At 37.1% G+C, this 26892-nt stretch carries 26 protein-coding genes, 3 tRNA genes and 1 rRNA gene; 7 read left to right on the top strand and 23 right to left on the bottom strand.

The window, feature by feature from the left end:
• Positions 1-2: 2 nt before the first annotated feature.
• The 4 genes from AC4GZ8_RS24115 to rrf all read right to left on the bottom strand — a co-directional run bounded on the left by AC4GZ8_RS24115 (position 3) and on the right by rrf (position 430).
• Positions 3-88: transfer RNA gene (locus tag AC4GZ8_RS24115), tRNA-Leu, on the bottom strand.
• A 16-nt stretch (positions 89-104) separates the two neighbouring features.
• Positions 105-180 (bottom strand) — tRNA-Val (locus AC4GZ8_RS24110).
• A 26-nt stretch (positions 181-206) separates the two neighbouring features.
• A tRNA-Glu gene (locus AC4GZ8_RS24105) sits at positions 207-281 on the bottom strand.
• A 33-nt stretch (positions 282-314) separates the two neighbouring features.
• Positions 315-430: ribosomal RNA gene (gene rrf / locus AC4GZ8_RS24100) — 5S ribosomal RNA — on the bottom strand.
• A gap of 336 nt (positions 431-766) precedes the next feature.
• On the opposite strand from rrf, the gene AC4GZ8_RS24095 reads away from it, so the two are divergent.
• From AC4GZ8_RS24095 to AC4GZ8_RS24080, 4 genes are all read left to right on the top strand, one after another.
• Positions 767-1021 carry a DUF1292 domain-containing protein gene (locus AC4GZ8_RS24095; RefSeq protein WP_491084419.1) on the top strand — a complete coding sequence of 85 codons (255 nt, stop codon included), beginning with the start codon at positions 767-769 and terminating at the stop codon, positions 1019-1021.
• A gap of 17 nt (positions 1022-1038) precedes the next feature.
• A complete protein-coding gene (locus tag AC4GZ8_RS24090) occupies positions 1039-1416 on the top strand; it encodes a hypothetical protein (RefSeq protein ID WP_491084418.1) in 378 nt (125 codons plus the stop codon).
• A 16-nt stretch (positions 1417-1432) separates the two neighbouring features.
• Positions 1433-2698: an erythromycin esterase family protein gene (locus tag AC4GZ8_RS24085; protein WP_491084417.1), complete on the top strand. Its 1266-nt coding sequence runs from the start codon at positions 1433-1435 to the stop codon at positions 2696-2698.
• A gap of 110 nt (positions 2699-2808) precedes the next feature.
• Positions 2809-2997: a hypothetical protein gene (locus tag AC4GZ8_RS24080; protein ID WP_491084416.1), complete on the top strand. Its 189-nt coding sequence runs from the start codon at positions 2809-2811 to the stop codon at positions 2995-2997.
• A gap of 71 nt (positions 2998-3068) precedes the next feature.
• Here the strand turns inward: AC4GZ8_RS24080 and AC4GZ8_RS24075 are convergent, their stop codons facing one another.
• Positions 3069-3491: a hypothetical protein gene (locus tag AC4GZ8_RS24075; RefSeq protein WP_491084415.1), complete on the bottom strand. Its 423-nt coding sequence runs from the start codon at positions 3489-3491 to the stop codon at positions 3069-3071.
• A gap of 151 nt (positions 3492-3642) precedes the next feature.
• Between AC4GZ8_RS24075 and AC4GZ8_RS24070 the strand changes: the two genes are divergently transcribed.
• The gene (locus AC4GZ8_RS24070) at positions 3643-4611 is read left to right on the top strand and encodes a 3'-5' exonuclease (RefSeq protein WP_491084414.1); all 969 of its coding nucleotides are present in this window, start codon (positions 3643-3645) and stop codon (positions 4609-4611) included.
• Between the two features lie 229 nt (positions 4612-4840).
• Here AC4GZ8_RS24070 and AC4GZ8_RS24065 read toward each other — a convergent pair whose 3' ends face one another.
• From AC4GZ8_RS24065 to AC4GZ8_RS24020, 10 genes are all read right to left on the bottom strand, one after another.
• Positions 4841-6103, bottom strand: a complete 1263-nt coding sequence (locus AC4GZ8_RS24065; RefSeq protein WP_491084425.1) for a peptidase — start codon at positions 6101-6103, stop codon at positions 4841-4843.
• Positions 6104-6139: 36 nt separating this feature from the next.
• Positions 6140-6775: a 3-oxoacid CoA-transferase subunit B gene (locus AC4GZ8_RS24060; RefSeq protein ID WP_491084424.1), complete on the bottom strand. Its 636-nt coding sequence runs from the start codon at positions 6773-6775 to the stop codon at positions 6140-6142.
• A gap of 67 nt (positions 6776-6842) precedes the next feature.
• Complete coding sequence (locus AC4GZ8_RS24055; RefSeq protein WP_491084423.1) at positions 6843-7520, bottom strand: CoA transferase subunit A; 678 nt, start codon at positions 7518-7520, stop codon at positions 6843-6845.
• Positions 7513-8895, bottom strand: a complete 1383-nt coding sequence (locus AC4GZ8_RS24050) for an aspartate aminotransferase family protein (RefSeq protein ID WP_491084413.1) — start codon at positions 8893-8895, stop codon at positions 7513-7515. Before AC4GZ8_RS24050 ends, AC4GZ8_RS24055 begins: the two co-directional genes overlap by 8 nt.
• A 30-nt stretch (positions 8896-8925) precedes the next feature.
• Positions 8926-9198, bottom strand: coding sequence for a YokU family protein (locus AC4GZ8_RS24045; protein WP_491084412.1), 273 nt, complete (start codon positions 9196-9198; stop codon positions 8926-8928).
• A 20-nt stretch (positions 9199-9218) separates the two neighbouring features.
• Positions 9219-10616, bottom strand: coding sequence for a lysine 2,3-aminomutase (gene kamA, locus AC4GZ8_RS24040; RefSeq protein ID WP_491084411.1), 1398 nt, complete (start codon positions 10614-10616; stop codon positions 9219-9221).
• Positions 10617-11262: 646 nt separating this feature from the next.
• Complete coding sequence (ablB, locus tag AC4GZ8_RS24035; RefSeq protein WP_491084410.1) at positions 11263-12117, bottom strand: putative beta-lysine N-acetyltransferase; 855 nt, start codon at positions 12115-12117, stop codon at positions 11263-11265.
• A 46-nt stretch (positions 12118-12163) separates the two neighbouring features.
• On the bottom strand, positions 12164-13522 hold the full coding sequence (locus AC4GZ8_RS24030; RefSeq protein ID WP_491084422.1) for a sigma-54 interaction domain-containing protein: 1359 nt from the start codon (positions 13520-13522) through the stop codon (positions 12164-12166).
• Between the two features lie 239 nt (positions 13523-13761).
• Positions 13762-14544, bottom strand: coding sequence for an ABC transporter ATP-binding protein (locus AC4GZ8_RS24025; RefSeq protein ID WP_491084409.1), 783 nt, complete (start codon positions 14542-14544; stop codon positions 13762-13764).
• A 91-nt stretch (positions 14545-14635) separates the two neighbouring features.
• Entirely contained in the window at positions 14636-15271 is a 636-nt protein-coding gene (locus AC4GZ8_RS24020; RefSeq protein ID WP_491084408.1) for a LysE family transporter, read from the bottom strand.
• 157 nt (positions 15272-15428) lie between these two features.
• Between AC4GZ8_RS24020 and gvpU the strand changes: the two genes are divergently transcribed.
• Positions 15429-15848, top strand: coding sequence for a gas vesicle accessory protein GvpU (gene gvpU, locus AC4GZ8_RS24015; RefSeq protein ID WP_491084407.1), 420 nt, complete (start codon positions 15429-15431; stop codon positions 15846-15848).
• 189 nt (positions 15849-16037) lie between these two features.
• Entirely contained in the window at positions 16038-17384 is a 1347-nt protein-coding gene (locus AC4GZ8_RS24010) for an amino acid permease (RefSeq protein WP_491084406.1), read from the top strand.
• A 100-nt stretch (positions 17385-17484) separates the two neighbouring features.
• On the opposite strand, the gene spoIIP is transcribed toward AC4GZ8_RS24010, so the two are convergent.
• The 8 genes from spoIIP to AC4GZ8_RS23970 all read right to left on the bottom strand — a co-directional run bounded on the left by spoIIP (position 17485) and on the right by AC4GZ8_RS23970 (position 26840).
• Positions 17485-18639, bottom strand: coding sequence for a stage II sporulation protein P (gene spoIIP, locus AC4GZ8_RS24005; protein ID WP_491084405.1), 1155 nt, complete (start codon positions 18637-18639; stop codon positions 17485-17487).
• A gap of 74 nt (positions 18640-18713) precedes the next feature.
• A complete protein-coding gene (locus tag AC4GZ8_RS24000; protein WP_491084404.1) occupies positions 18714-19310 on the bottom strand; it encodes a YesL family protein in 597 nt (198 codons plus the stop codon).
• A 213-nt stretch (positions 19311-19523) separates the two neighbouring features.
• A complete protein-coding gene (locus AC4GZ8_RS23995; RefSeq protein WP_491084403.1) occupies positions 19524-20402 on the bottom strand; it encodes an ABC transporter ATP-binding protein in 879 nt (292 codons plus the stop codon).
• 1 nt (position 20403) lies between these two features.
• Positions 20404-23244, bottom strand: a complete 2841-nt coding sequence (locus tag AC4GZ8_RS23990) for an ABC transporter permease (RefSeq protein WP_491084402.1) — start codon at positions 23242-23244, stop codon at positions 20404-20406.
• Between the two features lie 10 nt (positions 23245-23254).
• Positions 23255-24286, bottom strand: a complete 1032-nt coding sequence (locus tag AC4GZ8_RS23985; RefSeq protein WP_491084401.1) for an efflux RND transporter periplasmic adaptor subunit — start codon at positions 24284-24286, stop codon at positions 23255-23257.
• The gene (locus AC4GZ8_RS23980) at positions 24273-24959 is read right to left on the bottom strand and encodes an ABC transporter ATP-binding protein (RefSeq protein ID WP_491084400.1); all 687 of its coding nucleotides are present in this window, start codon (positions 24957-24959) and stop codon (positions 24273-24275) included. The genes AC4GZ8_RS23985 and AC4GZ8_RS23980 overlap by 14 nt, the downstream gene beginning before the upstream one ends.
• 78 nt (positions 24960-25037) lie before the next feature.
• On the bottom strand, positions 25038-25880 hold the full coding sequence (locus tag AC4GZ8_RS23975) for a carbohydrate ABC transporter permease (RefSeq protein ID WP_491084399.1): 843 nt from the start codon (positions 25878-25880) through the stop codon (positions 25038-25040).
• A gap of 12 nt (positions 25881-25892) precedes the next feature.
• Complete coding sequence (locus AC4GZ8_RS23970) at positions 25893-26840, bottom strand: carbohydrate ABC transporter permease (protein ID WP_491084398.1); 948 nt, start codon at positions 26838-26840, stop codon at positions 25893-25895.
• Positions 26841-26892 lie beyond the last annotated feature (52 nt).

Raw genomic sequence — 26892 nt, 5'->3', positions numbered from 1 at the left:
TATGGTGCGGGTGAAGGGACTTGAACCCCCACGTCACAAGGACACTAGATCCTAAGTCTAGCGCGTCTGCCAATTCCGCCACACCCGCATGGTGTGTAATATTATGGTGGAGGATGACGGGATCGAACCGCCGACCCCCTGCTTGTAAGGCAGGTGCTCTCCCAGCTGAGCTAATCCTCCAAAGCACTTGAAGTGAATTACAAAATTGGTGACCCGTACGGGATTCGAACCCGTGTTACCGCCGTGAAAGGGCGGTGTCTTAACCGCTTGACCAACGGGCCATAACATTTCTTTTTAAAGACCAAATGTGGTCTGCCTGGCAACGTCCTACTCTCACAGGGGGAATCCCCCAACTACCATCGGCGCTGAAGAGCTTAACTTCCGTGTTCGGCATGGGAACGGGTGTGACCTCTTCGCCATCATCACCAGACATTTTAGCGACAATTTTTATTATAGTAAGAATTTTTAAAAAATCAAGTGTTTTTTAAATTTCTTCACTGTAAATCAATTACTATCATGACGCAGGATTTATAATGTAACATATCATAAATGTAAGTGTCAATAACTTTTTTAAAATAATTATCTTCTATCCTTTTTTGAGGACAAGTAATATAATATCACCCTTCCGATAGAAAGAAAAGACCAAAAATTACTTTTTCATTATTTTTTATGTCCTGTTTTTAACTAAAAACTTAATCACTCTCTTTTAGACATAAACATCTCCATATAGGAAAGACTATTCATAACATTTTGGGGGTGACTAAAAATGAAAGAACGAGATATCATTACTGTTCATGATGAATATGGTGAAGAAAAACAGTTATCTGTAGAAGCTTTACTTGCAATAAATAATGAAACATATGCTCTATTAACATCAAAGGGTAGGTTAAATGATACCTACATTATGCAAGTGAAAAATGAAGAAGACGGTCAATCCCTTATTGGAATTGATGACCCTGCAATAACCAATATGGTTCTAGATGCTTATGAAATAGCAATTGAAGCAAACCCTGCTGATTAGTTCCGGAGGTTAGGACTTTGAACAAAAAGATTATTGATGTTATAGACGAAAACCTCAAGAAAAAAATTGAACATGAAATCAATGGAATGACTTTCACTAAAAATTTCCGATCACCTACAGCAGAAGAGTGGTATATTTTCTTACCCTCCTATAAAGATCCTTTAACAGGCGGTGCACCAGGAAAGACAATTATTCATTATAACTTGTATGACACAAAACACATCTTTATTAACACAACCATTATTTTTGATGATCCTGAATTACATAATAGCAAGCACCACCAACTTGTTTATTCAATCGCAGATGAAATAGTAAACCGTCTTGTCGGTTATGCTGACACTTTATTGTCAGTTCATTCAGGAGAAAATTCCTACAATGCTGAATACAAACAATAATCATAGAGGGATAATAATGAACTTAAAACTAATTCAATCCATAAAAGAAGTATCACACCCATTCCATAAACAAGAAGGTATTGATGCTATATTATCAAAGATAAAGGATGAAACCTTTGTACTGCTTGGTGAATCGTCTCATGGAACATTAGAATTTTATAAAATAAGAGCTGAACTTACTAAAAAGCTTATTACAGAAAAAGGCTTTACGTACATAGCGGTTGAGGGGGATTGGCCAGCTTGCCAAGAAATTAATAGGTATATTAAAGGTTTTGATCACATCGATTCAAATGCCAGAGAAGTTTTGAATTCTTTTCACCGTTGGCCAACATGGATGTGGGCCAATGAAGAAATGATTGATTTAATCGAATGGCTGAAAGATTACAATAACAAGATGCCAAATGACAAAAAGGTTGGTTTTTATGGAATTGATGTGTATTCATTGTGGGAATCGATTGATGAGATTATCTCTTATTTAGAAAAAATTAAATCTCCTCAAATTGAATCAGCCAAAAAAACATTCTCATGCTTTGAACCCTTTAATCGCCGACCTGAAAAATATGGATTATCTGCTTCCTTTTATGGTGAAGATTGTCTGGATGAAGTCACAAAGCTATTAACAGAAATCACATTAAATAAGATGACAATTTCTATTACGGAAGAAAACACACTAAATCTTGAAGTCAACGCGATGATTACGGCAAATGCTGAAAATTATTACAGAACAATGGTCGTAAATGATAATGAATCATGGAATATCCGAGACAGACATATGGTGGAAGCATTGAATAGAATACACGATTTTTACGGAGAACATGCAAAAGGTATTGTATGGGAGCATAACACACATATTGGCGATGCTCGAGCAACTGATATGGTCGATGAAGGTATTGTAAATGTCGGACAATTACTAAGAGAGGAAAAAGGAAACGAATCAATTTTCATAATTGGATTTGGTACGCACAGAGGAAGCGTTATTGCTGCTGATGAATGGGGTGTTAACCCTGAACGAATGATCATTCCTCCAGCCCAACAAGGAAGCTGGGAAGATGCTTTACACAAAGCTGGGCCACATGATAAATTCCTTCATTTTACGAAAGACAATTGCCATCTTTTTCAGGACCCAATTGGTCATCGTGCTATTGGTGTCGTCTATAACCCTGCTTACGAGCATTACGGGAATTACGTCCCTTCCATTTTGTCTAAGCGATATGATGCTTTTATTTATATTAATGTGACGAATGCTCTCCATCCACTTATTGTTGAAGAAGTGTTTCTATAAAGATAAAAGTAATATTTTACTCCCATATTTTTCAAAAGTAAAGCCTAGAATTAAAATTTCGCCTTGTTATAATGCTAACAGGATGAATTTTATTCAAAAGGTGGGTACTTATGGGGAGCACATGTCGGTTTGTTGTCAATGCGGTTGGTAAACAAGGCGAAACTTACTACACACAATTAAATACAAAAAAAGAATTAGAAACTTGGATTACAGACCACCAAGAAAAGTTATTAATGGATGAATTAAAAATTGTTGATAAAAAAACTCCGCCTTTCTTAAAATGGCTTTTTAACAAATAAAAAATTAACGAAAAAGGATGGCTTTATAAGGGCTACTTTAACCTTTGAGTCATCCTTTAAAATTATCGTAGTTATATCCATTCTCTATATCTATCCGGAACTATCCCTCTTAATTCAACATTGCTATATAATTTTTTCATCTCTCGAATTGCTATTGTTAAATGCCTTTCAATGTTTTTAGCCTCCATCTCCCTTTGAAAAATCCATTGAAAATTCATCGTGTTATGATACTTCGCATTTATCGCCCATTCATGAAAAGACTTTTCGAAATCTGAATAACTTCTATATAAAGTAGCAATCCCCTGTCGAAAGCGTCTTTTACCTACTGTTTCCTGCTGCAACATCGTAATAGCTGCTCTTGTCAAAGTGACTAATTCCATTAACAAAGACGAGATAAAGCGCTCATTCGGATGATGACTAACAGAGAAATCTCTTAACATTTTTTTCATAGATCGATAGCTCTTATATAGTTCTCCACTCAAAGCCTCTGTCATATATCCCTCTCCCTTCATCCATTATATTTATGCTTGATAAAGGAGAGACATGTTTGTGCTATAACGTTTATTATCAATTTTTTAACAAAAATTGTATCTACCAATTCTTCCATCAGCCTCATATAATTACAAGTTGAGAGGGGGAAAATGAATGGCGGACATCAAGCAATTCGTTTTTTTCGACTTTGAAATGTTGTGCTCAGATTCTGGGATGGCTTTTGAAAAGATGGAAGCCATTCGTTTAGGCGCTGTTAAATATACGATTGATACAGGAGCAATCACATATTTTGATCAATATATACGTCCCGAAAGCACCGAGCCTTTAACAGAATTTTGCAAGACCTTAACTGGAATAGAGGATAACGATCTTGTTGGGGCCAATGATTTTAAAGAAGTTTTTGCTGATTTTTTAGAATGGATTGGCGGTATTAAGAAAACAAGGTATTTCTCTTGGTCACCTAGTGATCTTTTTCGACTAAAAATGGATGGATTGAGACACGATATCTCAGAACGTACAATAAAAAAAATTGAGCAACGTTATATAGACTTTCAAAAACTGTTTAAAGACAGAGTATCAAAAAACCCTGTGTCAGTTGAAGATGCTCTTAAGCTATTTGATTTAGAATTTATAGGAGAAAAGCACAATCCGATGTTTGATGCTCTTAATACTCTCCGCATTTACCAAACCTTTATAAATCAACCAATTCAGTCTGATATTATTATGGTTCAAAAATTTATTTTCGGAAACACAATTCCATTTTTGGATATAGAGGATCTAAATCAAAAATTACAAAGTCAGATGCAGGAAGATGCTAATCAATTAATCGAACACCTACGACAAATCTATCGATTACGTGATATTAAAAATCTTTTAAAACCAATCAGGCTAACTGCATTAAAATATGAAAATGTGATGTTAAATCGATCGGGAATTTTTTCAAAGGAAAATATTTGTTATGCAGAGTCCTTCAGAACCTTTTATCAAGATTTGATCCATACTCTTGAAGAACACATGGCTTGTTCATCAAGAACTGTGATCCTTCATGAACATATGCTTCGTCCCTTACAAAAGCTTTTATATCCAGCAACTTCTTATAGAGAAAAGGAGACCATTTCATAATTTACCAAGGAAACTGTCTCCTTTTCTTTGAGTATTAATAGATATTGTCCTTTATCTACTCTATAAAGAGTTTTTTCTTTTTTACCAATAGATATATCGACCTTCACCCTTTCTTATGAAGAAAACTCAATTATAACCTTAAACATTGTATCCCCCGATATATAATAATTTTCCCACCAATAAAAGTGGCCGACTTCTTTTTAGTCCGCCTTACTTAGAAAATACCATACTATTGTTCAACCCCACACCATTCAACAACTGTTAATGCAATAATCTCAGCAGCTTCAAACACTTTGTCAATTTCTATATATTCATTTGGGAAATGGGCTTTTTCTGTCACCCCAGGGCCGAACACGATTGTTGGAATGGATCCCACTTGCGTAAGAAGTCCCCCATCTGTACCCCAAGGAGAGGCTTCAATAATTGGGTGATGTCCTGTTACCTCTGTATATTTAGATGATAAAATAGTCATAAATTCATGGTAGGGATCGATTGCCCCTGGTACCCATCTTGCACCAAACCATTCAAGCGCAACAGGATGTTCTTGGAACCATGCATCATTTTCTTTTATGTTTTCAAGCCAGTTGGCTAGCTCCTTTTTGGCTTCTTCCATTGTTTCGTCAGGAGAAACTCCCATTCTCCCTTCTAATTGAACGAAATCAGGAACAGAAGACGGCCAGTCACCACCTTGAATTTTCCCTATATTTATTGGTAGTGGAATTGGAATATTTTGATAAAGTGGATCGTCAATTCGCTCATTTCTTCGTTTTTCCAGCTCTCTTACATGTTCTACAACAAGTAAAGCTTTTTCAATTGCGCTAACTCCTTCATATCGTGTTCCCCCATGTGCAGAACGTCCCTTTACAGATAATCGAAACCACATAGAACCTTGTTGTTTCGGAAAAATTTTCATATTGGTCGGTTCAGGAATAATGGCGGCGTCTGCGTGATATCCTTTTAAAATAGCTGCTAACGTACCAGCTCCTCCACTCTCTTCTTCAATAACACTTTGAAAAATCACATCCCCCTTTAATGGAATCCCAAGCGCACGAATGGCCGATAAGGCTAATAGCAGTGATACATTTCCCCCTTTCATATCTGTTGCACCTCGTCCATAAAGCTTTCCGTTTATTACTTTCCCACTATAGGGTGAGTGTTCCCACTGTGCTGTATCTCCTTCTGGTACAACATCAATATGTCCATTTAATATGATCGAACGACCCTCACCTGTTCCTTTAAAGATTCCGACAACATTTGGACTTCCTTTAAAATCTTTACGTGGTGAAGCAAAATAGGGGTGAGTTGCTAGTACCCTCCCATCTGGTTCCCAAACATTTACCTTCAATCCAATTTTCCGGAGTTTTTCAATAACGATCGTTTGAGCAAATTGTTCATTTCCTTGGGTACTGTTTGCTTGAACGAGCTTTTGTAAAAGCTCCACGCCATGATCACGATTTTTGTTTAGCCATTGGCTAATTTGAACTTGAAGCATGTTCTTTTCTTCTGTCACCCTTCATCCCCCATCTCTTTATTCACCTATCATTCTAATTTTCTTTGAGATTTGTAAAGGTGCATTTGTTTTTAAGATTACATCTTGAACTGTATAAGGTTCCATGACTTCTGTTAAACATAACCCTTGATCAGTTACTTCTATTACAGCCATTTCTGTGATGATTAAGCTTACACATTTCTTAGCAGTTAAGGGAAGGCTGCATTTTTTCACAATTTTCGATTCCCCTTTTTTATTGCAATGATTCATTAACACAATGACACGTTTTGCCTTTTTGGCAAGTTCCATTGCTCCACCAATTCCGGGTACTCGCTTTCCTGGGACAATCCAGTTTGCTAAATCTCCCTTTTGACTAACTTCAAGACCACCTAAAATGGTAAGATCTAAATACCCTGATCGAATCATGCCAAATGCTGTTGCACTATCAAAATAGGATGCTCCTGAGACAATCGTGACGGGGAAACCTCCCGCATTACATAAAGTTGGATTTTCCATTCCTTTTTCAGGTGATTCACCCATCCCAAGAATCCCATTTTCAGCATGAAACATAACATGTACATGCTGTGGAAGGTGATTTGGCACGAGAGATGGGATCCCAATTCCTAAATTGACGATCATACCATCTGCTATTTCCTCAGCAGCCCGCTTTGCCATACGATTGCGTTCATCGAATGCATTCAACCCTATCACTCGCTTTCTTCCTCGACTAATCATCCATCCCTTATTCCCAAGCCCATTTCCAGTCAATCCCTTGACTTTGGATAATCATATCTACATATATACCTGGTGTCACGATATGCTCAGGATCTAATTCTCCGATTTCCACAATTTCTTCCGCTTCAACAATCGTATAACTCCCCGCCATGGCCACTAAGGGGTTTGTGTTTCTGGCACTAGTTTCATAGATTAAATTTCCGAAGGTATCAGCTTTTTTCGCAAAGACAATGGAAACATCAGCAGTAAGAGCCGTTTCTAACAAAAAGTCCTTTCCATTAACTGAAATTTTTTGCTTCCCTTTTTCTACCATACTATCAAGCCCAATATCTGTTAATATTCCCCCTAGACCGACCCCACCTGCACGTATCCGTTCCGCTAGCGTTCCTTGTGGTGAAAACTCTACTTCCATTTCCCCATTCATCATTAACTGTCCAGCAATAGGATTTGAGCCAATATGAGAAACAATAAGTTTCTTAGCTCTTCCTTGACTGACTATTTTTCCAATCCCAATTGTTGGAAATCCCGCGTCGTTTCCTATTAACGTTAAAGCCTTCACACCTTTTTGAAGAATTCCATTAATTAAGGTCGGAGGATTGCCAACACCCCCGAAGCCTCCAAACATGATGGAACACCCGTTTTGGATAGATACTAAAGCATCATCTAATGAACCAACCTTATTCATTTTTTTCACTCGTTTTGTTTGTTCCAACATGTTCACCACCCCCAACCTCTTTTTGAATCTCTAAAACAACTTCTTCAAAAATTGAAACAAGTTCTTCTATTTGATGCTTTGTAATAATAAAAGGCGGTGAAATAATGACCGCATCACCATGTGCTCCTTCCTGACCAGCAGAAGATGGATAAATGAGTAAGCCTTTTTCTCTCGCTTTTGCTACAACCTTATTTGTTATCATGAGCTTTTTATCAAATGGATGCTTCATTGTTTTATCTGATACAAACTCAACACCAATCATAAGGCCTTTTCCTCGAATATCACCGATAATCCCTATCTCGCCAATTTCATCTTGAAGCTTTTGTAGCAAATATGCTCCTTGCTCCTTCGCATTTTGAACTAATTGATGCTTTTCAATATAGTGAAGAACAGCAAGGGCTGTTGCAGCTGATTGAGGATTGGCGCTATACGTATGACCGCTCATAACTGAATTTGAGCCTTGGATAATAGGCTTCATCACTTTTTCGCTAGCTAATGTTGCGGCTATCGCTGTATAGCCCGCACTCATCCCCTTACCTAAAGCAATAATATCAGCTTGCACTCCCCAATGATGTAACCCAAACATTTCACCAGTGCGTCCGATGCCTGTCATCACTTCATCTGCTATAAACAGGATGTCATATCGGTCGCAAATCTCTCTTACTTGTTGATAATATCCATCTGGAGGAACGACCACACCACCTGCTGCTCCAATGATCGGCTCTGCTATAAAAGCGGCTATTTGCTCGTGACCAATCCTTTTTATCGCTGTTTCAATCTCATTTGCACAGGCGAGCTGACAAGTTGGATATGTTTGCTGTAATGAACATTGGTAGCAATAAGGAGCTGAAACAGATGGATAATCTTCAAGAATGGATACAAATCGTTCACGTCGACTCACATGTCCTGACATTGATAAAGCACCAAGTGTAATTCCGTGATAACTCACCCATCTGGATAAAATTTTATGCTTTTTATAATTCCCTTGCTCTTGCCAATACTGTATGGCAATTTTCATCGCTGTTTCAGTCGCTTCTGAACCACTATTTACAAAAAAGGACCAATAATCCTCATCTGCACCTACAAGCTCATTTAACTTTTCTGCTAGCTGCTCAGCAGGCTCTGACGTAAATTGTGAACGATAAACAAAAGATACTTTTTTTGCCTGATCATGCATGGCTTCAATAATCTCAGGGGCTCCATGACCAATACTTGTTGTCACTGCCCCTGATGACCCGTCAAGATACCTCCTGCCATCTTTGTCAAATAAATAGATTCCTTCACCATGTGTTACAGTAGGATAATCTTCATTCATACTCGGTTTAATTAACAAAGACCGCTTCATACGATCGCCTCACTCTCTTGCTGACAAAGATCAAAATTTGAAGTAGTTCTTTTTTAGTAATTTGGGTTGTGATAATAAAGAATCATATACAATCGTTTTACCAAGCTTTTTTGTATCTATTAGCATAAGCTGGTCTTCTAGCTCCTCAATCGTTTTCTCTGTTTGATACTCCATTCCACATGATGAGCAATGAACACCAGGAGTTTCCGTTATTTCAATAGCCCTAGTTCCATCAGGGAGCTCCCAGTAAACCGTACATTTTATCTCTTTAGCAGATTCAGCTTCACACCATTCACATTTCATTTGTTATGAGTGCACCTCCTTTAATCATCCTTTGCTTCCTTCTTTTGCTGAGCCAAAAATTTCTTTTCTTTTAGCTCATCACGTTTTTCACGTTTGTCTTTTAATGTTGAATAGGCTGGATTTTGATGAAAGCTTTGTCTGCGGTTATAGCGTTCGAGTGAGTTTGGAACAAGGTTGAATTGTTCGTCATTTAATAAAGAGGTAATTCCTGTTTTTGATGGGTTTAGGTCATGCTCTGAATATATTTCATTAAAATAATCATCCGCTCGACCAGCAACATAATTCTCTGGCTCTGGATACGATGTAATCACACCTTCGAAATTGCGTAGTACAGTCTTTGTTGGACTTTGTGAAATCAAATAGTTTGGCTGCAAAGTAATTTTTCCGCCGCCACCGGGAGCATCTACAACGAAGGTAGGTACTGCATACCCGCTTGTATGTCCTCGCAATCCTTCAATAATTTCCAAACCTTTTGAGATAGGTGCCCGGAAGTGACCGATTCCCTCGGAAAGATCACATTGGTAAATATAATAAGGACGAACCCTGATTTTCACTAAATCATGCATGAGCTTCTTCATGATCGGTACGCTGTCATTAATCCCAGCTAAAATAACTGCCTGGTTTCCAACAGGAACCCCAGCATTAACTAACATTTCACAAGCACGCTTCGATTCTTCGGTTATTTCAATCGATGTATTAAAGTGAGTGTTCAGCCAAACCGGATGATACTTCTTCAAAATATGACAAAGATTTTCGGTAATTCGTTGCGGAAAAACAACAGGGGCTCTAGTACCAATCCGAATGATTTCAACATGTGGGATGGCACGTAAATTTTTTAATATATATTCTAGAATATTGTCATTTATCAGTAAGCCATCACCACCTGAGAGCAGTACATCACGTACCTCTGGAGTTTGACGAATATACTCAATGGCCGCATCTAATTGCTTTTTAGGTACACCCATGCCAATCTGTCCAGAAAATCTTCGGCGTGTACAATAACGACAGTACATTGAGCATTGATTTGTCACAAGGAAAAGGACACGGTCAGGATAACGGTGGGTTAAACCAGCTACAGGTGAATCTTCATCTTCTTCTAAAGGATCTTCTAAATCGTATTTTGTTTTATGAATTTCTTGACCAATTGGAACAGACTGCATCCGAATCGGACATCTTGTATCAGTAGGGTTCATAAGGGCTGCATAATATGGAGTAATATTTAACGGGATCGTTTTCGTGGAAATCCTCACTCCCTCTTCTTCTTCAGGAGTAAGGTCAATGACTTTTTTCAAATCATCAAGTGTTCGAATTGTATTTGTTAACTGCCAAATCCAATCATTCCATTTTTCCTCGGGAACGTCTTTCCACAATTCAATGTCTTTCCAATGGCGCTTCGGTTTATATAAATCATGTAACATGATGATTCCCCCTTACATTTGCTATCAAAAATAGATATGCAAAATTCGTGCCAATAACAAAAGCGGAAGCGCCCGTTCAGCAACGTATGAACTGGAGCATTCCGTATGAGATAAAGCGAAACTTCCATAAGAGGGAGGGGGATATTTCCCTCTTATGGATAGCGAGACTTATCCGCCATTAACGGGCAGTCAACTTTATTGCCCGTTAAGTCGGACAAAGGAAACACGAAATGCGATAGCGATTCGATGTTGACTTATCGTAAGGAGGAGTGGAAGTTCACTAGTTGCTGGGCGCTGGAGCTGGATATCGAAGCGCTTAGCCACAGGCCAAAAATTTTTGGTTTCTATAACCTATTATGAAGAACAAGGGAATCATTTTTTATTGTTATGTAGTATTTGGATGAATATTAGAGGAATTTCAATTTCATACCTGCCAAAAATCCAGCATCATTTCATAAAATAATCCTGCTGAAAATTCGGCAGTATGAAGAAAATCTGGCATGGTGAATTATGTTGGTAAAGTGAAACGGCCATCAATGGTTTTTTTCATCCAACCGATGCATAGTTGAACAAGCTTTACAGGCAGTTATCTCCCACCTACCTTCCTTATAAACTCAGAAGTTTGAGGTGGGAGTCTTACGGCCCGTTAAGAGTGGGATAAATCCTTTGCCCAAACATTCATATCTTCAAGCTTATCAAATATATAACAATTATTTGTAAGTCTTCCATGAAAATGATATCCAAGCTGATGAAAGGCTGAATTCATCCCAAAAGACAAACCTCGTGCTAATGAATACGCACAATAAATTCCGTTTTTTCTTAAATCTTGTTCTAAAAAACTAAGCAGTTTCTTCATTAACCCATACTTGCGGTGATGAGGTAATGTCGCACAATCCGTTAGCTCGGCATTATGATAAATAAAATTCACTTCTGCAGATGCAGCACTAACAATATCATGTTGATACTCTACTACATAAAAATAAGATTCACCCTTAATGATGTTTTCCACATATTTCGGATCACTCATCGGAGTTGGATAAACCTGGAATACTTTATTGTAAAGGTGAGCTAGCTGTTTCGCATCCTTCGGCTCCGCTTTTCGAAAAGAATAAGCAGCCGGAGCAGGTCGACTATTCAGAGCGGGTGTTTTTTCTAGGATGTCTTGAAGAATTTGATTTTCTTTCACCCAGTATTGACTTGTTCTTCTTTCATTCTTTATATATATTGTCATAATATAATTATCTGTGCCCCTAAAAAATCCAGGAATAATACCCTCTAATTCGTATCCATGACGCAATAATTCCTGCCAATGCTCTGGCCGTGCATAAACAATCACTTTTTCACAAAAGTCCTGATCTGAAACATGACGAATTTCCTGTATAATTTGTGTCATATTTCCCCGGTAATGATCGATCCGAATTCGTTTATTAAAATAATCTAGAAAAATCTCAAGATGATAGCCGGACGCAGTTAGTTGTTTTCGTTCATTAGATTTTGTCATCTGGTACCTCCATTCCCTTTTAGATCTATTGTAACTACTCTATTATTTATAAAAGACCATATTTTTTCATTTTATATTGCAGTGTTTGTCTAGGAACTTCTAACAGAGTCGATGCTCTTAGTACATTTCCTTTTGTTGTGTGTAGCGCCTGTTCAATCATATTTTTCTCTGTTTGCTCGACGACTTTTCGCAGCGGTTGAATATCTATTTTCTTTTTCAGTTTCTCTCTTTTAATAAATGACGGCAAATGCTCTACGGTTAATAAATCTTCGTCCTCGATCATATTCATTGCATACTCAATAGTATGTTCGAGTTCTCTTACATTCCCCGGCCAATAGTGTGCTTTTAAGGTGTTTATCACTTGGTCCTCATATCCAATCACAAGTTTGTTCAGATGATAGTTATATTTCTGGATAAAATGATTTGTTAGCAAAGCAATATCTTCCCTACGATCTCGTAGTGGTGGAAGCTCTAGAAAAAACACATTCAGCCGATAATATAAATCCGTACGTAGTACCTTTTTGTCTAATAGAATGGAAGGATGCTCATTCATGGCCACAATAATTCGAACATCCACTGCATATGAGTCTGTTCCTCCCACTCGACGAATGACGCCATCCTCAAGCACTCGTAACAGCTTAGTTTGAAAATCGATTGGCATCGTGTGGATCTCATCTAAGAACAATGTCCCGCCATGAGCTAATTCAAATAAACCAGCCCGATCCACCGCACCAGTAAAACTCCCTTTTTTTGTTCCAAATATAATACTTTCAAGCAAAGACTCAGGCAAAGATGAACAGTTTTGAGCAATAAATGGACCATTTCTTCTTGAGGATGAATGATGAATTGATTGAACAAGCAGTTCTTTTCCCGTTCCTGTTTCTCCAAATACCAACACAGGTGAAGAGCTATTTGCTGCTTTTTTGGCAAGTGTGATTACATGTTTCATCTCATTAGAACCCGAAATGATATCATCCCATTTGTACTTAGCACCGGTACTTGCTACTGGCTTTGATTGTTGTCCGTTTACCTTTTCATGAAGCTCAAGAAGCTTTTGTGAAAGCTGCCTCACTTTTGTGAAGTCCTTTGCAATCTCAACAGCTCCAACGATTTTGTCTCCTACTTTTATCGGCAGTGTCGTATTAACCGTATCAATCAGTTGCCCTTTGCAATTTTTATAGGTTTGAGATTGCTGATAAATGGGCTTACCTGTTTCAATGACTTTTAATAGTGTACTTGTTTGTTTATTTAATGAAGGAAACACATCTAATACATGTTTACCAAGTACCTCATCAATCTCAACACCATCGTGCTTTGCAGCCACCTTGTTATAAAAAATCGTTATTCCTTCATAGTTAACAGCATGTATCGCTTCATCAATACTATTTAAAATGGCTTCTAGCATTTGCTTTGTTTCAAAAGATTTTAATATCACATGAAACACCTCATTTCTAGCCATTCTAACGAGATGTTAGCCCCTTATTCACATTTTATTAAATCATGTGAAGAACTATGCTGTGTCCAAAGGTATCAACTCCAACAGACCCAACTAATGTAATCACTTTTTTCTTCATAGAACGAGACTCCTCCTTTTAATCTTCAAAAGATAAATAGGAGAAGTCTCAATTTGGGTAACGCGTTATTTTATTTTCTTCTTAAACTTGCACGATCCTTTTCCCAGGTGATGGATACTTCGCATTCAAATAGTTCAGAAAGCTTTTTATCTGATAGCATGTCCTTTGTGAGCCCTGAATCAAATACCTGACCACTTTTTAATAAGAGAGTGTTAGTAAAAACAGGTAAAATTTCTTCAACATGGTGTGTAACATATAAAAGAGTCGGTGCTGTACTTTTTTCTGAAATTCGTGTTAGGGCATCTAAAAGCTGCTCACGGGCTAAAAAGTCCAATCCCGTTGTAGGTTCATCAAGAATGAGTAATTCAGGATCCGCCATTAAAGAGCGAGCAATCAGAACCCTTTGCCTTTCTCCTTGTGATAGAGTTTCATATGCCCGGTTTGCATAAGATAGACAATGTAACTCCTCTAATAACCCAACTGCTTTCTCTCTCATTTCCTCAGTTGGTTTTTCATATAACCCAATGGAGGCGAATGCACCACTTAGGACAATTTCAAAAGCACTATCAGATGGATATAATTTTTGCTGGAGTCTTGAAGAAACAAGACCGATCTTTTGGCGTAACTTTTCCGCTAAATAATCCCTCCCAAAGACTTTATCTAGTACCTTCACAGAACCCTCAGTTGGAAAATAATAAGCACAGAGCATGTTTAAGAGCGCTGTTTTTCCTGCTCCATTCAACCCATATAAAACCCAATTTTCATGCTTTTTTATATGCCAATTGATGTTTCGTAAAATCCACTGTCCATTTCTTTTTAATGATACTTGATCTAGCTCAATAATTGTTGTCATAGGTCCTCTCCCATTTTTTCTTATCCATATAATGGTACCATAGCTTTTTTACCTATAAAAAGAAAAAAGACGATGTTTGTGATCGTCTTTTTTAAAAACCAAATAGCGCTTTCAACCCTTGGTATCCAAAATAACCTCCAAACCCCAGCAAAGATAGTCCTGAAATGATCGATATTATTTTTAAGCTTGTATCATTTAATAATTTTCGAAAACCCGTTGTTAGACCTGCAACAAATACATCCCATAATGTTAGCCCCACAAATATCATACAACTATAAATGAGTAATTGGCTTGTACCGTTTGATTGTGCTGTTTTTGCAAGGACAGAGCCATAAATCCCAAGCCAAAATAAAATCGATAAAGGGCTTGTAATTGACATCATGAACCCTGTTAAAAAACACTTACTTAATGAGTCCTTTTTTCTGCTATATGTAAGATTTACTCGATTTACACCTAATATGCTTTCAAAACCTGAATAAATTAGGATAAACCCTCCGAACAACCATAAAAAAATTTGCACAACCGGAATATCTAAAAAATTCACCATCCCTAAATAAACCAAAAGCATAAAAATGGCATCTGCAATCATCGATCCCGCTCCAACAATCCATGCATGCCAAAAACCATTTTTGATCCCTTTATCAAGACGAGCGGAATTCACAGGACCTATCGGAGCAGCAAGAGATAAACCTAAAAAAATATAACCGACCAATATGCTAATACTCAATTAACTCTCTCCTTTTAATGAACTTGTACATTATATGAAGGAAGTTGTCCGCTATGATTGAATGTTCAATCTTCTTAATAAGAGAAATTTTTTTGTTTAACTTTTAAATTAAGGGCATGATAACAATACCAATGTTTATAGATGTGAGGTGTAGGTTATGGCAAAGGAACAAGCACAAATGAGTACAAATGATGCTATTATGTTAATGTTTTTAGATTTAGTGGAAGAAGATGGCATTGAGGTTGATGTCACACTTTCAGTAAATGGGACAATGATCTCTGGAACATTAATCGGTGCAACAGCCTACTATGAAGGAATTACAGATGCATCAAAAAACTTGCAAGATAGCACCATGACTAAAATCATTTCAAAAAAATTCCATGATCTAAAAGAAGAATATGCAAAACAAAAACAAGAAGAAACAGAAAAAGAATCAACAGATAAGGAAAATTCATTCACCTTCATTCATCTAAAGAATGCAAAATATATAAATGCTAATGATAAAGGTTCAAACGGGACATGGTGGCGCGGTAAAATTGCTTCAGTAGATGGGTTTTCATTCAACTCATTAGTTTAAGGAAAATTTCCCTCCCCTTTTATAGGGGAATTTTTGTTTTAGCAGTTAGCAGGAACTTAATATTTAAACACTTTAACCTTCTACTAAACAACTATACTTAAAATAACCACTAATTTTTTCGCGTCCTCTACATAATCACATCCTTCCTATCCCACAATACTAAGTAGGGAAGTTGAGGAGGGAGTTTTTATGGGTAAAACAGATCAACAAGGTGATTTAAAGTGGTGGCAGCTTTCTTTAATCGGAATTGGCTGTACAATTGGAACGGGGTATTTTCTCGGGTCTGCCATTGGAGTAAGTATAGCAGGACCTGCGATTGTTTTCTCTTTTTTATTAGCAGCTTTAGGCACTTATATTGTATATAATGTTCTAGCCAAAATGACAGCACAAGACCCTCAAGAAGGTTCATTTTGTTATTATGCTGGCAAAGCTTTTGGAAAATGGGCTGCGTTTGGGTGCGGGTGGAATTATTGGTGTTCAAATATCCTTGTAATGGGAAGTCAGCTAACAGCTCTTGCCATTTTGTCACAGTTTTGGTTTCCTAAAGTACCTTTGTGGATCTTTGCTGCAGGTTATGCTATTCTTTCCATACTTGTTGTCATTACGGGAACAAAGGGATTCGATAAAATGGAGAATATATTTGCAATTGTAAAATTTGCAGCCATTTTGATGTTTATTGTCCTTGCATTTGCAGCCATTTTTGGATGGATCAACGGAGATGGTGTAAAACCAACAGGTGTGCCACTAAATCCTGGTGAAATTTTCCCAGAAGGATTTAAGGGCTTTTACGCTTCTCTCATTTATGCCTTTTATGCATATGGCGGAATCGAAGTGATTGGAATTATGGCTATGCAATTAAAGAATAAAGAAGATGCTCCAAAGGCAGGATCTTTTATGCTTATTAGTTTGACAACTGTTTATGTATTATCACTTGGTCTTGCCGTTTCCTTAACTTCTGTCGATGCATTTCATGACAAGGAAAGTCCCTTTGTGACAGCACTGGCTGATTTTAATCTCGCTTTTTTCCCTCATGTATTTAATGGAGCGATTATTATTGCTGGTTTTTCTACAATGACTGCAGCATTGTATGGGGTGACAAACCTTCTTGTCACCCTGGCTGATGATGGTGATGCACCGTCAGTCTTTTCAAAAAAGCTAAATTTTAAAAGCTTGCCATTGCCTTCATTAGGACTTGCAACTGTAGGTCTCATCGCTTCTATCGTGACTGCATTGTTGCTGCCGGGTAAAATTTATGAATACATTACAACTGCTGCCGGAATTTTACTTTTATATAATTGGTTGTTTATTGTGTGTTCATCTTTTAAGTTATTGGAATTAAAGATCTGGAATAAAGTCCTTGCTATACTTGGACTGTTATTAATCCTAGCAGCCATCAGTGGAACATTACTGGAAAAATCTATCCGACCTGGTTTCTTTGTAAGTATATTGTTTGTACTCATAATCGGTGCTGTTTGTCTAATCATGAAAAGGACATGGAATAAACCGAATGGTGACGGAAATATTAAATACTATTAAAAGATTTATTAAAACGTAAAAAAGCCGAGTTTCTGAACTGCACCCCAATTGTTAGACACAATCTTACAATTGGAGGTGCAGATCATTCATCTCGGCTTTTTTATTCCGCATTTACCTCTTTTGCTTTCTGCTCATTCCAAATATATTCCGCAAATACTTCTGAAAACGCATCGACAGTTCTTTCTAATTCATCTAAAGTATTATCTACCCCTCCAATTTCCAATAGCATCGCTTTATTTGAGACATCTTGGTTATAGATGCCATTTCCTTCACTTTTTGATTTTAAAAACACACCACGGCTGATTCCTGGATACTTTTTCTCTAGTTCCTGGTGGATTTTTTTCGCGAAATCTAGATTTTCTTGATATTGTTTATTTTCTTTTCCAACAACAAAATAAAGTCTTGCATAGCTTTTTCCATTAATCGTTTTCGTTGTGATTTCTTTACGAGCTGAATCTCGATGTAGATCAAGATAGTATACAAAGTCATGTTCCTCTGCTGTTGCTGCTTCTTCAACGAATTCACCGGAAAGAGTATATGCTCGGGTAGAGCTCCAGCCCTTTCTATGCAGTTCCTGTGTCATATTTGTTTTATTCTGCTCTACTCCTATGCCTTCTTTCATTAAATTTTGAGCTAAACGACTTCCTAGTCCGATCACATTTACACGTTCATCAGAGCTGATCGCGTCATTTGGTTGCTTAGCATTTTCTAATAATGGTAAAAATGATTCCCAGCTGTGACTTTGATAGATAAACACCATTTTATTCTTTGGATTTGGAACAGGTTTTTCATCTTCATCTGAATCCCTGCCTGCCAATTTTTCCTCTGCTACTTTCCGTTCCTTTAATAAAACTTCTGTTGGAGGCGGTGATTCATATGGAATATTACTTAAATCTGTTCCTTCACCTGCAACCACAATTTCTGTATCAAAAAGTCTCATGCCAGGGAGCTCATTTCCTAAAAATGTTCTTGTATCTGTTGGTTTGATGCTTGTTGCAAGCTGAATGGCCAAAGTAGATAAATTGGAGGCTTTCATGAATTGATTGTCGTCTTCAGGATAAAAGTAATGGTTCTCCGACTGAAGAAAATGAACAAATAATTGCTCTGTATTCATCGAACCAATTGTTCTTTGAATACTATACGAATCAATCGTCACCTTCATCGTTATTAAAATGCCGATTAAACAAAACATTAAGATGAGAATAAGGATTGGTATATAAATAAGTTTAAAAAAGAATTGAATTGTCGATTTCACCGTACAACCCCCTTCACTTATATATATGAAGAGGGCTCAATTGTATGGCATATTATTTCTTTTTCTCGCATTATTTAAGGAGAAACTGGCTGCTTGATATCAAAAACTTTTTTGCTAATGTGAAAGATAGTATAGCACCCGATACTAAAGCTAATAAATATAGTGAATGGCTGCCAAATGAATAGAAGGAAAATTCCTGCTATGACTCCAATTCCTAATAAGCTTTTTGGAAGGAAACCCATTGCAAGGAAAAAAGCATTTTTCACGATGTCAAGAACACGTAAATCATAATGAACCATAACCGGGAATAGAAAAACCGATGTTAATAATAAAACACACATACTTAAAATCACAAATGGGAGGAGGACGAATTTAATTGCTTCCATCTCTGTTAGTAAAAGGATATTCATATACAAAATGAACGCTAAACCTGTCCAAAGGATCCCTATTACAAAGCTTTGTTTTAGATTGGATTTGAAATGTTTAAAGAACGACCTAAAGACAGAATCATCTTTATGAAGAATCCATTGCCTACTAACAGCAAACATCGCTGCTGTTGCAGGAAAAATCGTCACAATGAGTAAACATGAGATTAACCAGATAAGATTGAGTAAAAAGAAATTCATTAAGACTTCTAATACACGAAAAAACCTGCCGTTCATAAAATTCATTTTTTTCACCTCGTTTAGTTTGAAATGATTCAAAGTTTCTGTAAGTGTAACTACGTCACGATCATCTGCATTAGATTGAATTCAAATGGCTACATCTCATGAGTAGTTATATAATCTTTGGGAATTCTGGAACTTTTCCGCAAAAGCTGTACAAATTTTGCAAACTTCCTTATTTCCTTGCAAAATCACGTTATTTTTTCCAATCTCAGAAATTCAACCACTTTTCTGTTTCGGATTCACTAAGACAATCCGTCCGTCTTCTAGCTGGACCCGCAGCTTATTGGAATCCCCGAGCTCTATTGATTCTAAGTAATCTTTTGGAATTTGAATTCTGCCAGCTCGGTCAATAACAGCTAATTCTTCGTGTGTTTCTTCTTCAATAGCTCCTTGTTGAAGCTCATCCTCTATATATGTTTTGCGGAGAATTTCACTTGATGTTTTACCGTCTCTTATCGCGACAACTCGGTCAAGCTTTTTAGTTAGCTCAGTATCATGTGATACGATGACAATTGTCTTTTTTAGAGAGCAATTGAGCTCACGAAAAACACCTAGTACAACATCGGCTGTTTTGGAGTCTACACTACCTGTTGGTTCGTCTGCTAATAATAGCTTAGGATCATTGGCTAGGGCGATCGCAATCGCAACACGCTGCTGCTCCCCGCCTGAAAGCATCGTTAATTTATTTTTATACCGATGTCCCATTCCTACTAATTCAAGTAATTCCTTTGCACGCTCTCTCTTATGTCTACCTTTTAATAACATTGGTAACTCGACATTTTCAATTGCCGTTAGATAAGGAATAATATTACGTGCGTTGTTTTGCCAGACAAAGCCCACTGTTTCAAGCTTATAGCTTACAAGTTCTTTAGGTTGTAAGCGTAGTAGATCCTTTCCGTCCACAAAGCATTTACCAGCTGTTGGCCGATCTAGCCCTCCGAGCATATTTAATAGTGTTGATTTGCCGCTGCCGCTGCTGCCGATAATACCCATTAGCTCGCCTTCATCTACTTCTAAATCTAATCCCTGAAGCGCCATCACTTCATTTTCTTCATCTACTTTATAGATTTTGATCAAATCTTTGCAAAATATCATGTTAATCCTCACCTAACTTGATTGCTTGATAAATTTTGATTTTCTTCACAAGAAAAACTAAAACTGCGAGTCCAACCGAAAGCATGAAAGCGACAAAAATGTAGATTTTTCTTTCATCACTCGGATCAAAAATGACTTGAAAAGGCAGCTGCTTTTCCATTGATAGATGAAACAATGGAACAAAGAGTACGCTTGTGATTCCACCAATGATGACTCCGATGAGCGAAGCAAATCCAGATGTCAGGATTTGTTCAAATAATAGAATTCCTATTAATTTTTTCAGCGGGATTCCCATTGCCCGAAATACACCATATTGAAGAACTCGTGATTTAATTGTTAAAATCCAAAACAAAAGAAATCCAATAAGCGCAATAATAATCGAGACGATGAATCCTAATGATAACGTTCCGTTTAACCCTAATAGAAAAGCTCCATTCTTTAAATCAACAAGTTTTGGATGAACATCCTCCATCGTGATAATGGGTACTTTGGCTTCATCTAGTGATTGATACAACTCCTCTCTTGATGAAGCTGATTTAACCTTTAACCAAACTTCATAAGGCTCTAAGCCCATTGAATTTTGAACATAAGGTAAATTTGCAACAATTAAAGCAGGTGGTTCGGAGTCATCATCCGTTTTCTCGGCTAAAAATCCCGGCCAGAAATCAATGATCCCATACACAACGACCTCCATCGTGTTTGTATATTTTCCCTCAACCTTTAAATAATCTCCTTCTTTTACTCCTAGCGTTTTTGAAACAGACCTTGAGATCAGAACAGAGCTTTGCTCCTGTGATAATAAATTCAAATACTCGTACCAATGATGTGGCAGAAGTCTAGGGCTAAACCAAGCTGTTTGTCCAAATTCATTTGGTTCAATCCCCATCACTTCAAACGAGTAAAGAGCCTTTCCTTTTGCCTCTGCTTTGATCCCATCAAACCTCAGAACCTTCGCAGCATGATCAACTTCTTTCAACGATAAGAATGGCTCAAAAGAAGGCTCTGTGTAGACAAGTTGTGTTTCCGTGACAGCTGATTCATTTGATGCTTCAGTTTCTCCCCTTTCTCTAGCCCCATTTCCTTCGGATGTCATTTGTGAAAAAGAAGGACTAGCAGACACTTCAGTGCTCGGCCATTTTACATCAATTGTTACATCTGCACCGTTTTCATAGCGAATTTGCTGTTCGAAATTTTCATTAAGGGTTCTAGCTGCACTAGCACTAAAAATCCCAATTCCTATTGTCATAATTAAGAAAAGCATAAGAAATTGATATTGATGAAATGATCGACTTACCTGGATAAACGTACTATAAAACGATAAATTCCAATGTCGTTTCCCAAGTTTATACACAAACCCCAAAAATAGAGGATATACATATAAAAGGCATAAACCTAAACCTATAACAAAAAGAGCAGGAATAAAAAACAATATAGGGTCGGCTGAATACTCTTGAGTAACAGTTGGCTGTCTTTTATGAAAAACAAATAATCCGTAAACGGAAATCCCAATAAGCGCTAAGCCAAGGAATGGAATAGACCATCTCGTTTTTCTTCCTAACTTCATCGTATTTTGTTTATGATGAACAATGCTTTGATTTGAACCTTGAAAAACGGGAATCATCACCATGAAAATTGAAGCAATCACTGCGAATGCAGCATAGAGAAAGGAGTCAAGGTTAAGACTTACTGGCAAGGATTCCCTTTGGACGAATTGTAAAAATCCATTTGTCCCACCGAGTATTTTGCATAAAAGCATGCCAAAGAAAGGTCCGATGAGAAAGGCAAGTATGCTTAATATACCAAGTTCTATTAAATAAATTTTCACAATTTGAAATCTTGTCGCACCACGGCTCGATAGAACCGCAATTTCCGTTAATTGCCTGCTGACGATTAGCCTTGAAACCATAAAGAGGTATAATGCAAGCATCACAAGCACTGGGACATGTAAGGACCATAGCATCGTTTTTAGCTGCTCCTCTTTCTTTTCATAAGAAAAAAGGATATCTGAGATAGGAAATTGGACCATGACAGGTGTATTCACAATCTCACTTGCTTCTGCCTTTACTTGATCCTTTAACCTTAGTAAGGAAGAAATGTGTTCATTTGTGATGGAATAATAATCAAAGGCTGAGAAAAACCGGACTGATGATAGTAAATCCTTTTGATAAAACACCTCTTGGTATGTTTTATCTAATACTATAAAATCATCTGTGTAGCGTTCAGGGGGAATGGACCAATAGGGGTCATTTTGATCTTTTGCTTGAAATGTCCCGACTGGCATGACAGTTAATTCAAGATCTCCCTCGACAGCAATTAATGTTGTGTTTAGTACAATCCCTCTTTTTTGCAAAGATCTTTCAGGAACAATGACTTCTATGATTCCATCTTTACTTTTTTCAGAAGGCATACGTCCATCAGTAATTGTAATATGCTTTTCAACATCAGTTAAACGAATAAATCGTCCATGTTTATCAGTTTCAGTTTTATTTTCATTAAAAATATCGAAAGGGACCGTACTTAAAATCGTTGCTTTTACTAATATAGGAAGGTTACTCCGGTCCATCATTTCTTCATTAATTGCTTCAAGATTTTCTGTTGCTTTTACTGAATCCTGGTTTTCTTCAAAAGATGAAATAAAAGAAAATTCCCCGGGAAAGTTATTTTTTTTCGTTTGATATTGTTCTAATTCCTTAACTAGTAATTTATGAAGAACACTTGAAGTATAGGTGGGAATACTTGAAACAAGAGATACTGTGATAAATAAACCAAGAAATAAACTACAAGTAAGCCATTTATTATTCCACATTTTTTGTATGATAATTTTAAAAAGTGCCAATTTCATGATCCCCCCTTTACTTCAAAATCACTGTGTCTCCTTCGGTTAAACCACTAATTACTTCAACCTCGGTTGCTGAGATTAGACCTGTTTCAATATCAATTTCTCTCTTAGCATCACCATCTAAAACTTGAACATATGTACGTCCCGCTAAACTTCGTAATGCCCCTTTAGGGATGATCAGCACATTATCCGCTTTCGCTGTAATAATATCGAAGTCAACCGAGTCCCCAACAGTAGTTTCTTTTGATAATTCTTTAACTGTCATAAATATGCTACGTTGATATAAATCCGGATTTTCTTCTAATTTTTCACGAGGAACTTCTGAAGGTGTTTGGACGACTTTTCCTTTGACTCTTTTTCCATCTGAAACTACTTCTACGTCCATTCCAATCCTCGTTTCGTTCAATTCATTGGCGCTTGTAGCTGTATAGACTAACTGAAGTTTCGATGTATCTGCCACCTGTAAGACTGGTTGAAATGCCTCCATCATATCTCCAGCTTTTTTCTCCTCTACAAATGTCACAATCCCAGTTAACGGAGACAAAAGTTTTGTTTTTTCCATCTCAGTTTTTAATTTTTCCACTTGAATGGTCAAACTTTCCACATCCAGCTCTGCTAAATCTATCGTATAGGAATCAGCTCCCTGTCCCTTTGCCTGCTTAAGACGAATCTCTGCTTTCTTTAATTCTATTTCAGCAAGCTCTAATTCAAATGCTAGACTTCCTGAATCAAGCTCAGCAACGACTTGGTTTTTCTTTACAGGATCACCCTTTTTTACATGAATCTTCTTCAAACGCCCGCCAGATTGCGAAAATGATAGTGGTTCGTTTTCAAGTGGTGTAACAGTTGCTAAGCCTTTTACATGCTTTACAAGCTCTCCTTTTTTCACCTCAGCTACATCGTATTCAATTTTTGCAGGCTCTACTAATGGAGGTGCTAAAACAGGTTCTTCCTTAGGAAGAAGCGAACATGCTGATAACGGAAAAATCATGGCAACGGATATCAAAGAATAAGTAATCCATCGGGTTTGTTTATTTGTAGTCAATCCTTCCATCCTCCAATGTGTAAACTTTATCAAGCATTTCCATTACAGCTGGATCATGTGTTGTCATAATCATCGTTATGTTTTTTGTTTTTACAAGTTCTTTAAATGCTGAAACGATTTGAAAGGCGATGGTGCTGTTAAGTTCTGCGGTTGGTTCATCTGCAAGAATGAGTGGTGGTACTATCGAGATTGCCCGCGCAATTGCAACACGCTGCTGTTCCCCACCAGAGAGTTCAAACGGACGATGCTTGGCCCTATTTGTTAATCCTACTAATTCAATAGCCTCCTTTACTCTTTTAGCCCAATCTTCTCTTGGGATATCAGCCACTCTAAGGCCGAATTCTATATTTTCTTCAACTGTCATTAAAGGGATAAGTCCATGTGATTGAAAAATAAATCCAAGCTTTGTTCTCCGATACTCTGATTGCTGTTTTTCATTTAATAGACTTAAGGATTGTCCTTGAAAATAAATTTCCCCTTTGGTTGGATGGTCAAGGGCACCGATTAAATTTAAGATTGTCGTTTTTCCAGAACCAGATCTCCCTTTTAAAGCAATGACTTGGTTTTTATAGATCGAAAGATTAATTCCACTTAATACCTGTACCTTACCATGGCCACTTCCATAAGATTTTTCCACTTCCTTCATATGTATAACAGCTTCGATTTCCTTCACCCCCGCTATCTATATAAAAACAATAATTATTTGATAAACTGCCAAATAGAAAGAGGAAAAGAGCCAACGACTCTTTTCCTAGTGTTTGACTGATCCTTCAGTTAAGCCTGCAATAAATTGTTTACTGAACATAAGGAAGACGATTAATATTGGGAGTGTTGCCATAAACGTTCCTGCTAGAATCATAGCGTAATCCTGATAATATGCACCATTTAGTGTTTTCAAGGCAATCTGTATGGTATGAACACTTCTGTCTTTTAGCACAACTAACGGCCATAAGAAGTCATTCCAAACATTCATAAATGTGATTAACCCTAATGTAGCAAGTGCTGGACGAACAGACGGAAGAACAACAGCATAATAAAGCTTAAAATTCGAACAACCATCAATTCTTCCTGCATCCAAAAGTTCATTTGGAATAGTAGCCCCGATATATTGTCTCATCCAAAAAACTCCGAATGCGTTTACCATCCCAGGTACAATTACTGCATTTAAGCTATCAATCCATCCTAATTTTGCCATAATCATATAGGAAGGAATAATTCCTAACTGTGCAGGAACCATCATCGTTGCAATGATGAAAACGAATAGCCACTTCTTTCCTTTAAATTCTAATTTAGCAAATGCAAACCCGGCTAATGAGCAAAAGAATAATACTGAAACCGTGATTGCGGTTGATGTAACAACTGAGTTCATAATCGCTTTAAAGAAATCAATGTTAATAAATACATTCTGGGCATTTTGGAAAAAGCTCGCACCAGGAATAAACGCAGGTGGAAACTTATTAATAGCTGATGTATGATTTGATCCGATAACAAACATCCAATAAAAAGGAAAGATTGATAGAATAGAAATAATAATTAACACAAGATAAGTAAATAATTTTCCTGGACTATACCATTTAACTCCAACTTCATTCATACGCTCACATCCTTATTCAGCAGATTTAATACGATTAGTGATGAATAGATTCACAAGGGAGAACAAGACAATTATTAGGAACAGAACCCAAGCAAGTGCTGACGAGTATCCAAATGAATTACGTACAAATGCTTCTTCATATAAATAAAGTGTCATTGTTAATCCTTGATCTAGCGCTCCTCCACCAGCACCGGCAAACATTTGTGGTTCAGCGAAAATTTGCATGCCACCAATTGTCGATAATATAACCGTAAATATCACCATCGGACGGATCATTGGAATTGTTATGTAAAAGAATTGCTGCATTTTACTTGCTCCATCGATCGTAGCCGCTTCATATAAATCTTTTGAAATACTTTGTAATGCTGAAAGATAAATGATAGTGTTATAACCTGTCCATCTCCACATAACCATCGATGCAATCGCAACATGTGTTCCAAAGTATGAACCTTTCCAGTTAATTGGATCAATTCCAATAAAAGATAATAAATAATTTAATACACCATATTTTTCTCCAAAAATAGCACCAAAAATAATAGCAACAGCCACGACAGATGTAATATTTGGTAAAAATACAGCTAAACGAAAGAACTGTTTCCCTTTAAGAAATGCAGAATTTAAAATAAAAGCAAGAACTAAGGCCAAAAATAGTTGAGGCAAAGTTGAAATTACCCATATACTAAAGGTATTTCCTAACGCCTTCCAAAAAAGAGGATCTGTAAAAAGGAGTTGGTAGTTCTTAAATCCAATAAATTCACGAGTACCCAAAATATTCCATTTATGGAGTGAAATAAAAGCGGTAAACACAATAGGAAAAAGTCCAAATACTCCAAAAATGATAAAAAACGGAGCAATATATAAATACCCTGAAATATGATCCTTTGTAGTTTGTTTCAACGTTTTCTTTGTGCTTGTGACAGTTATGGCACTTTTTTTATTCACTTCTAAATTTGAGGCCAACCCTTTTTCCCCCTTTTTAACCTTAGTAAAGGTAAGAGACTGATAGATGATC

It is taken from the genome of Metabacillus sp. RB-C-LZQ-3-1, from assembly GCF_058315175.1.
The sequence above is the reverse complement of the archived record's forward strand: the minus strand, read 5'-3'. Positions and strand labels throughout refer to the sequence as shown.

What these genes read in the sequence shown, in the direction of transcription:
- AC4GZ8_RS24095 (WP_491084419.1), top strand. Translation starts at nt 767, where the DNA reads ATGAAAGAACGAGATATCATTACTGTTCATGATGAATATGGTGAAGAA.
- AC4GZ8_RS24085 (WP_491084417.1), top strand. Translation starts at nt 1,433, where the DNA reads ATGAACTTAAAACTAATTCAATCCATAAAAGAAGTATCACACCCATTC.
- AC4GZ8_RS24080 (WP_491084416.1), top strand. Translation starts at nt 2,809, where the DNA reads ATGGGGAGCACATGTCGGTTTGTTGTCAATGCGGTTGGTAAACAAGGC.
- AC4GZ8_RS24075 (WP_491084415.1), bottom strand. Translation starts at nt 3,491, where the DNA reads ATGACAGAGGCTTTGAGTGGAGAACTATATAAGAGCTATCGATCTATG.
- AC4GZ8_RS24070 (WP_491084414.1), top strand. Translation starts at nt 3,643, where the DNA reads ATGGCGGACATCAAGCAATTCGTTTTTTTCGACTTTGAAATGTTGTGC.
- AC4GZ8_RS24065 (WP_491084425.1), bottom strand. Translation starts at nt 6,103, where the DNA reads ATGCTTCAAGTTCAAATTAGCCAATGGCTAAACAAAAATCGTGATCAT.
- AC4GZ8_RS24060 (WP_491084424.1), bottom strand. Translation starts at nt 6,775, where the DNA reads ATGGCAAAGCGGGCTGCTGAGGAAATAGCAGATGGTATGATCGTCAAT.
- AC4GZ8_RS24055 (WP_491084423.1), bottom strand. Translation starts at nt 7,520, where the DNA reads ATGAATAAGGTTGGTTCATTAGATGATGCTTTAGTATCTATCCAAAAC.
- AC4GZ8_RS24050 (WP_491084413.1), bottom strand. Translation starts at nt 8,895, where the DNA reads ATGAAGCGGTCTTTGTTAATTAAACCGAGTATGAATGAAGATTATCCT.
- AC4GZ8_RS24045 (WP_491084412.1), bottom strand. Translation starts at nt 9,198, where the DNA reads ATGAAATGTGAATGGTGTGAAGCTGAATCTGCTAAAGAGATAAAATGT.
- kamA (WP_491084411.1), bottom strand. Translation starts at nt 10,616, where the DNA reads ATGTTACATGATTTATATAAACCGAAGCGCCATTGGAAAGACATTGAA.
- ablB (WP_491084410.1), bottom strand. Translation starts at nt 12,117, where the DNA reads ATGACAAAATCTAATGAACGAAAACAACTAACTGCGTCCGGCTATCAT.
- AC4GZ8_RS24030 (WP_491084422.1), bottom strand. Translation starts at nt 13,522, where the DNA reads ATGCTAGAAGCCATTTTAAATAGTATTGATGAAGCGATACATGCTGTT.
- AC4GZ8_RS24025 (WP_491084409.1), bottom strand. Translation starts at nt 14,544, where the DNA reads ATGACAACAATTATTGAGCTAGATCAAGTATCATTAAAAAGAAATGGA.
- gvpU (WP_491084407.1), top strand. Translation starts at nt 15,429, where the DNA reads ATGGCAAAGGAACAAGCACAAATGAGTACAAATGATGCTATTATGTTA.
- AC4GZ8_RS24010 (WP_491084406.1), top strand. Translation starts at nt 16,038, where the DNA reads ATGGGTAAAACAGATCAACAAGGTGATTTAAAGTGGTGGCAGCTTTCT.
- AC4GZ8_RS24000 (WP_491084404.1), bottom strand. Translation starts at nt 19,310, where the DNA reads ATGAATTTTATGAACGGCAGGTTTTTTCGTGTATTAGAAGTCTTAATG.
- AC4GZ8_RS23995 (WP_491084403.1), bottom strand. Translation starts at nt 20,402, where the DNA reads ATGATATTTTGCAAAGATTTGATCAAAATCTATAAAGTAGATGAAGAA.
- AC4GZ8_RS23990 (WP_491084402.1), bottom strand. Translation starts at nt 23,244, where the DNA reads ATGAAATTGGCACTTTTTAAAATTATCATACAAAAAATGTGGAATAAT.
- AC4GZ8_RS23975 (WP_491084399.1), bottom strand. Translation starts at nt 25,880, where the DNA reads ATGAATGAAGTTGGAGTTAAATGGTATAGTCCAGGAAAATTATTTACT.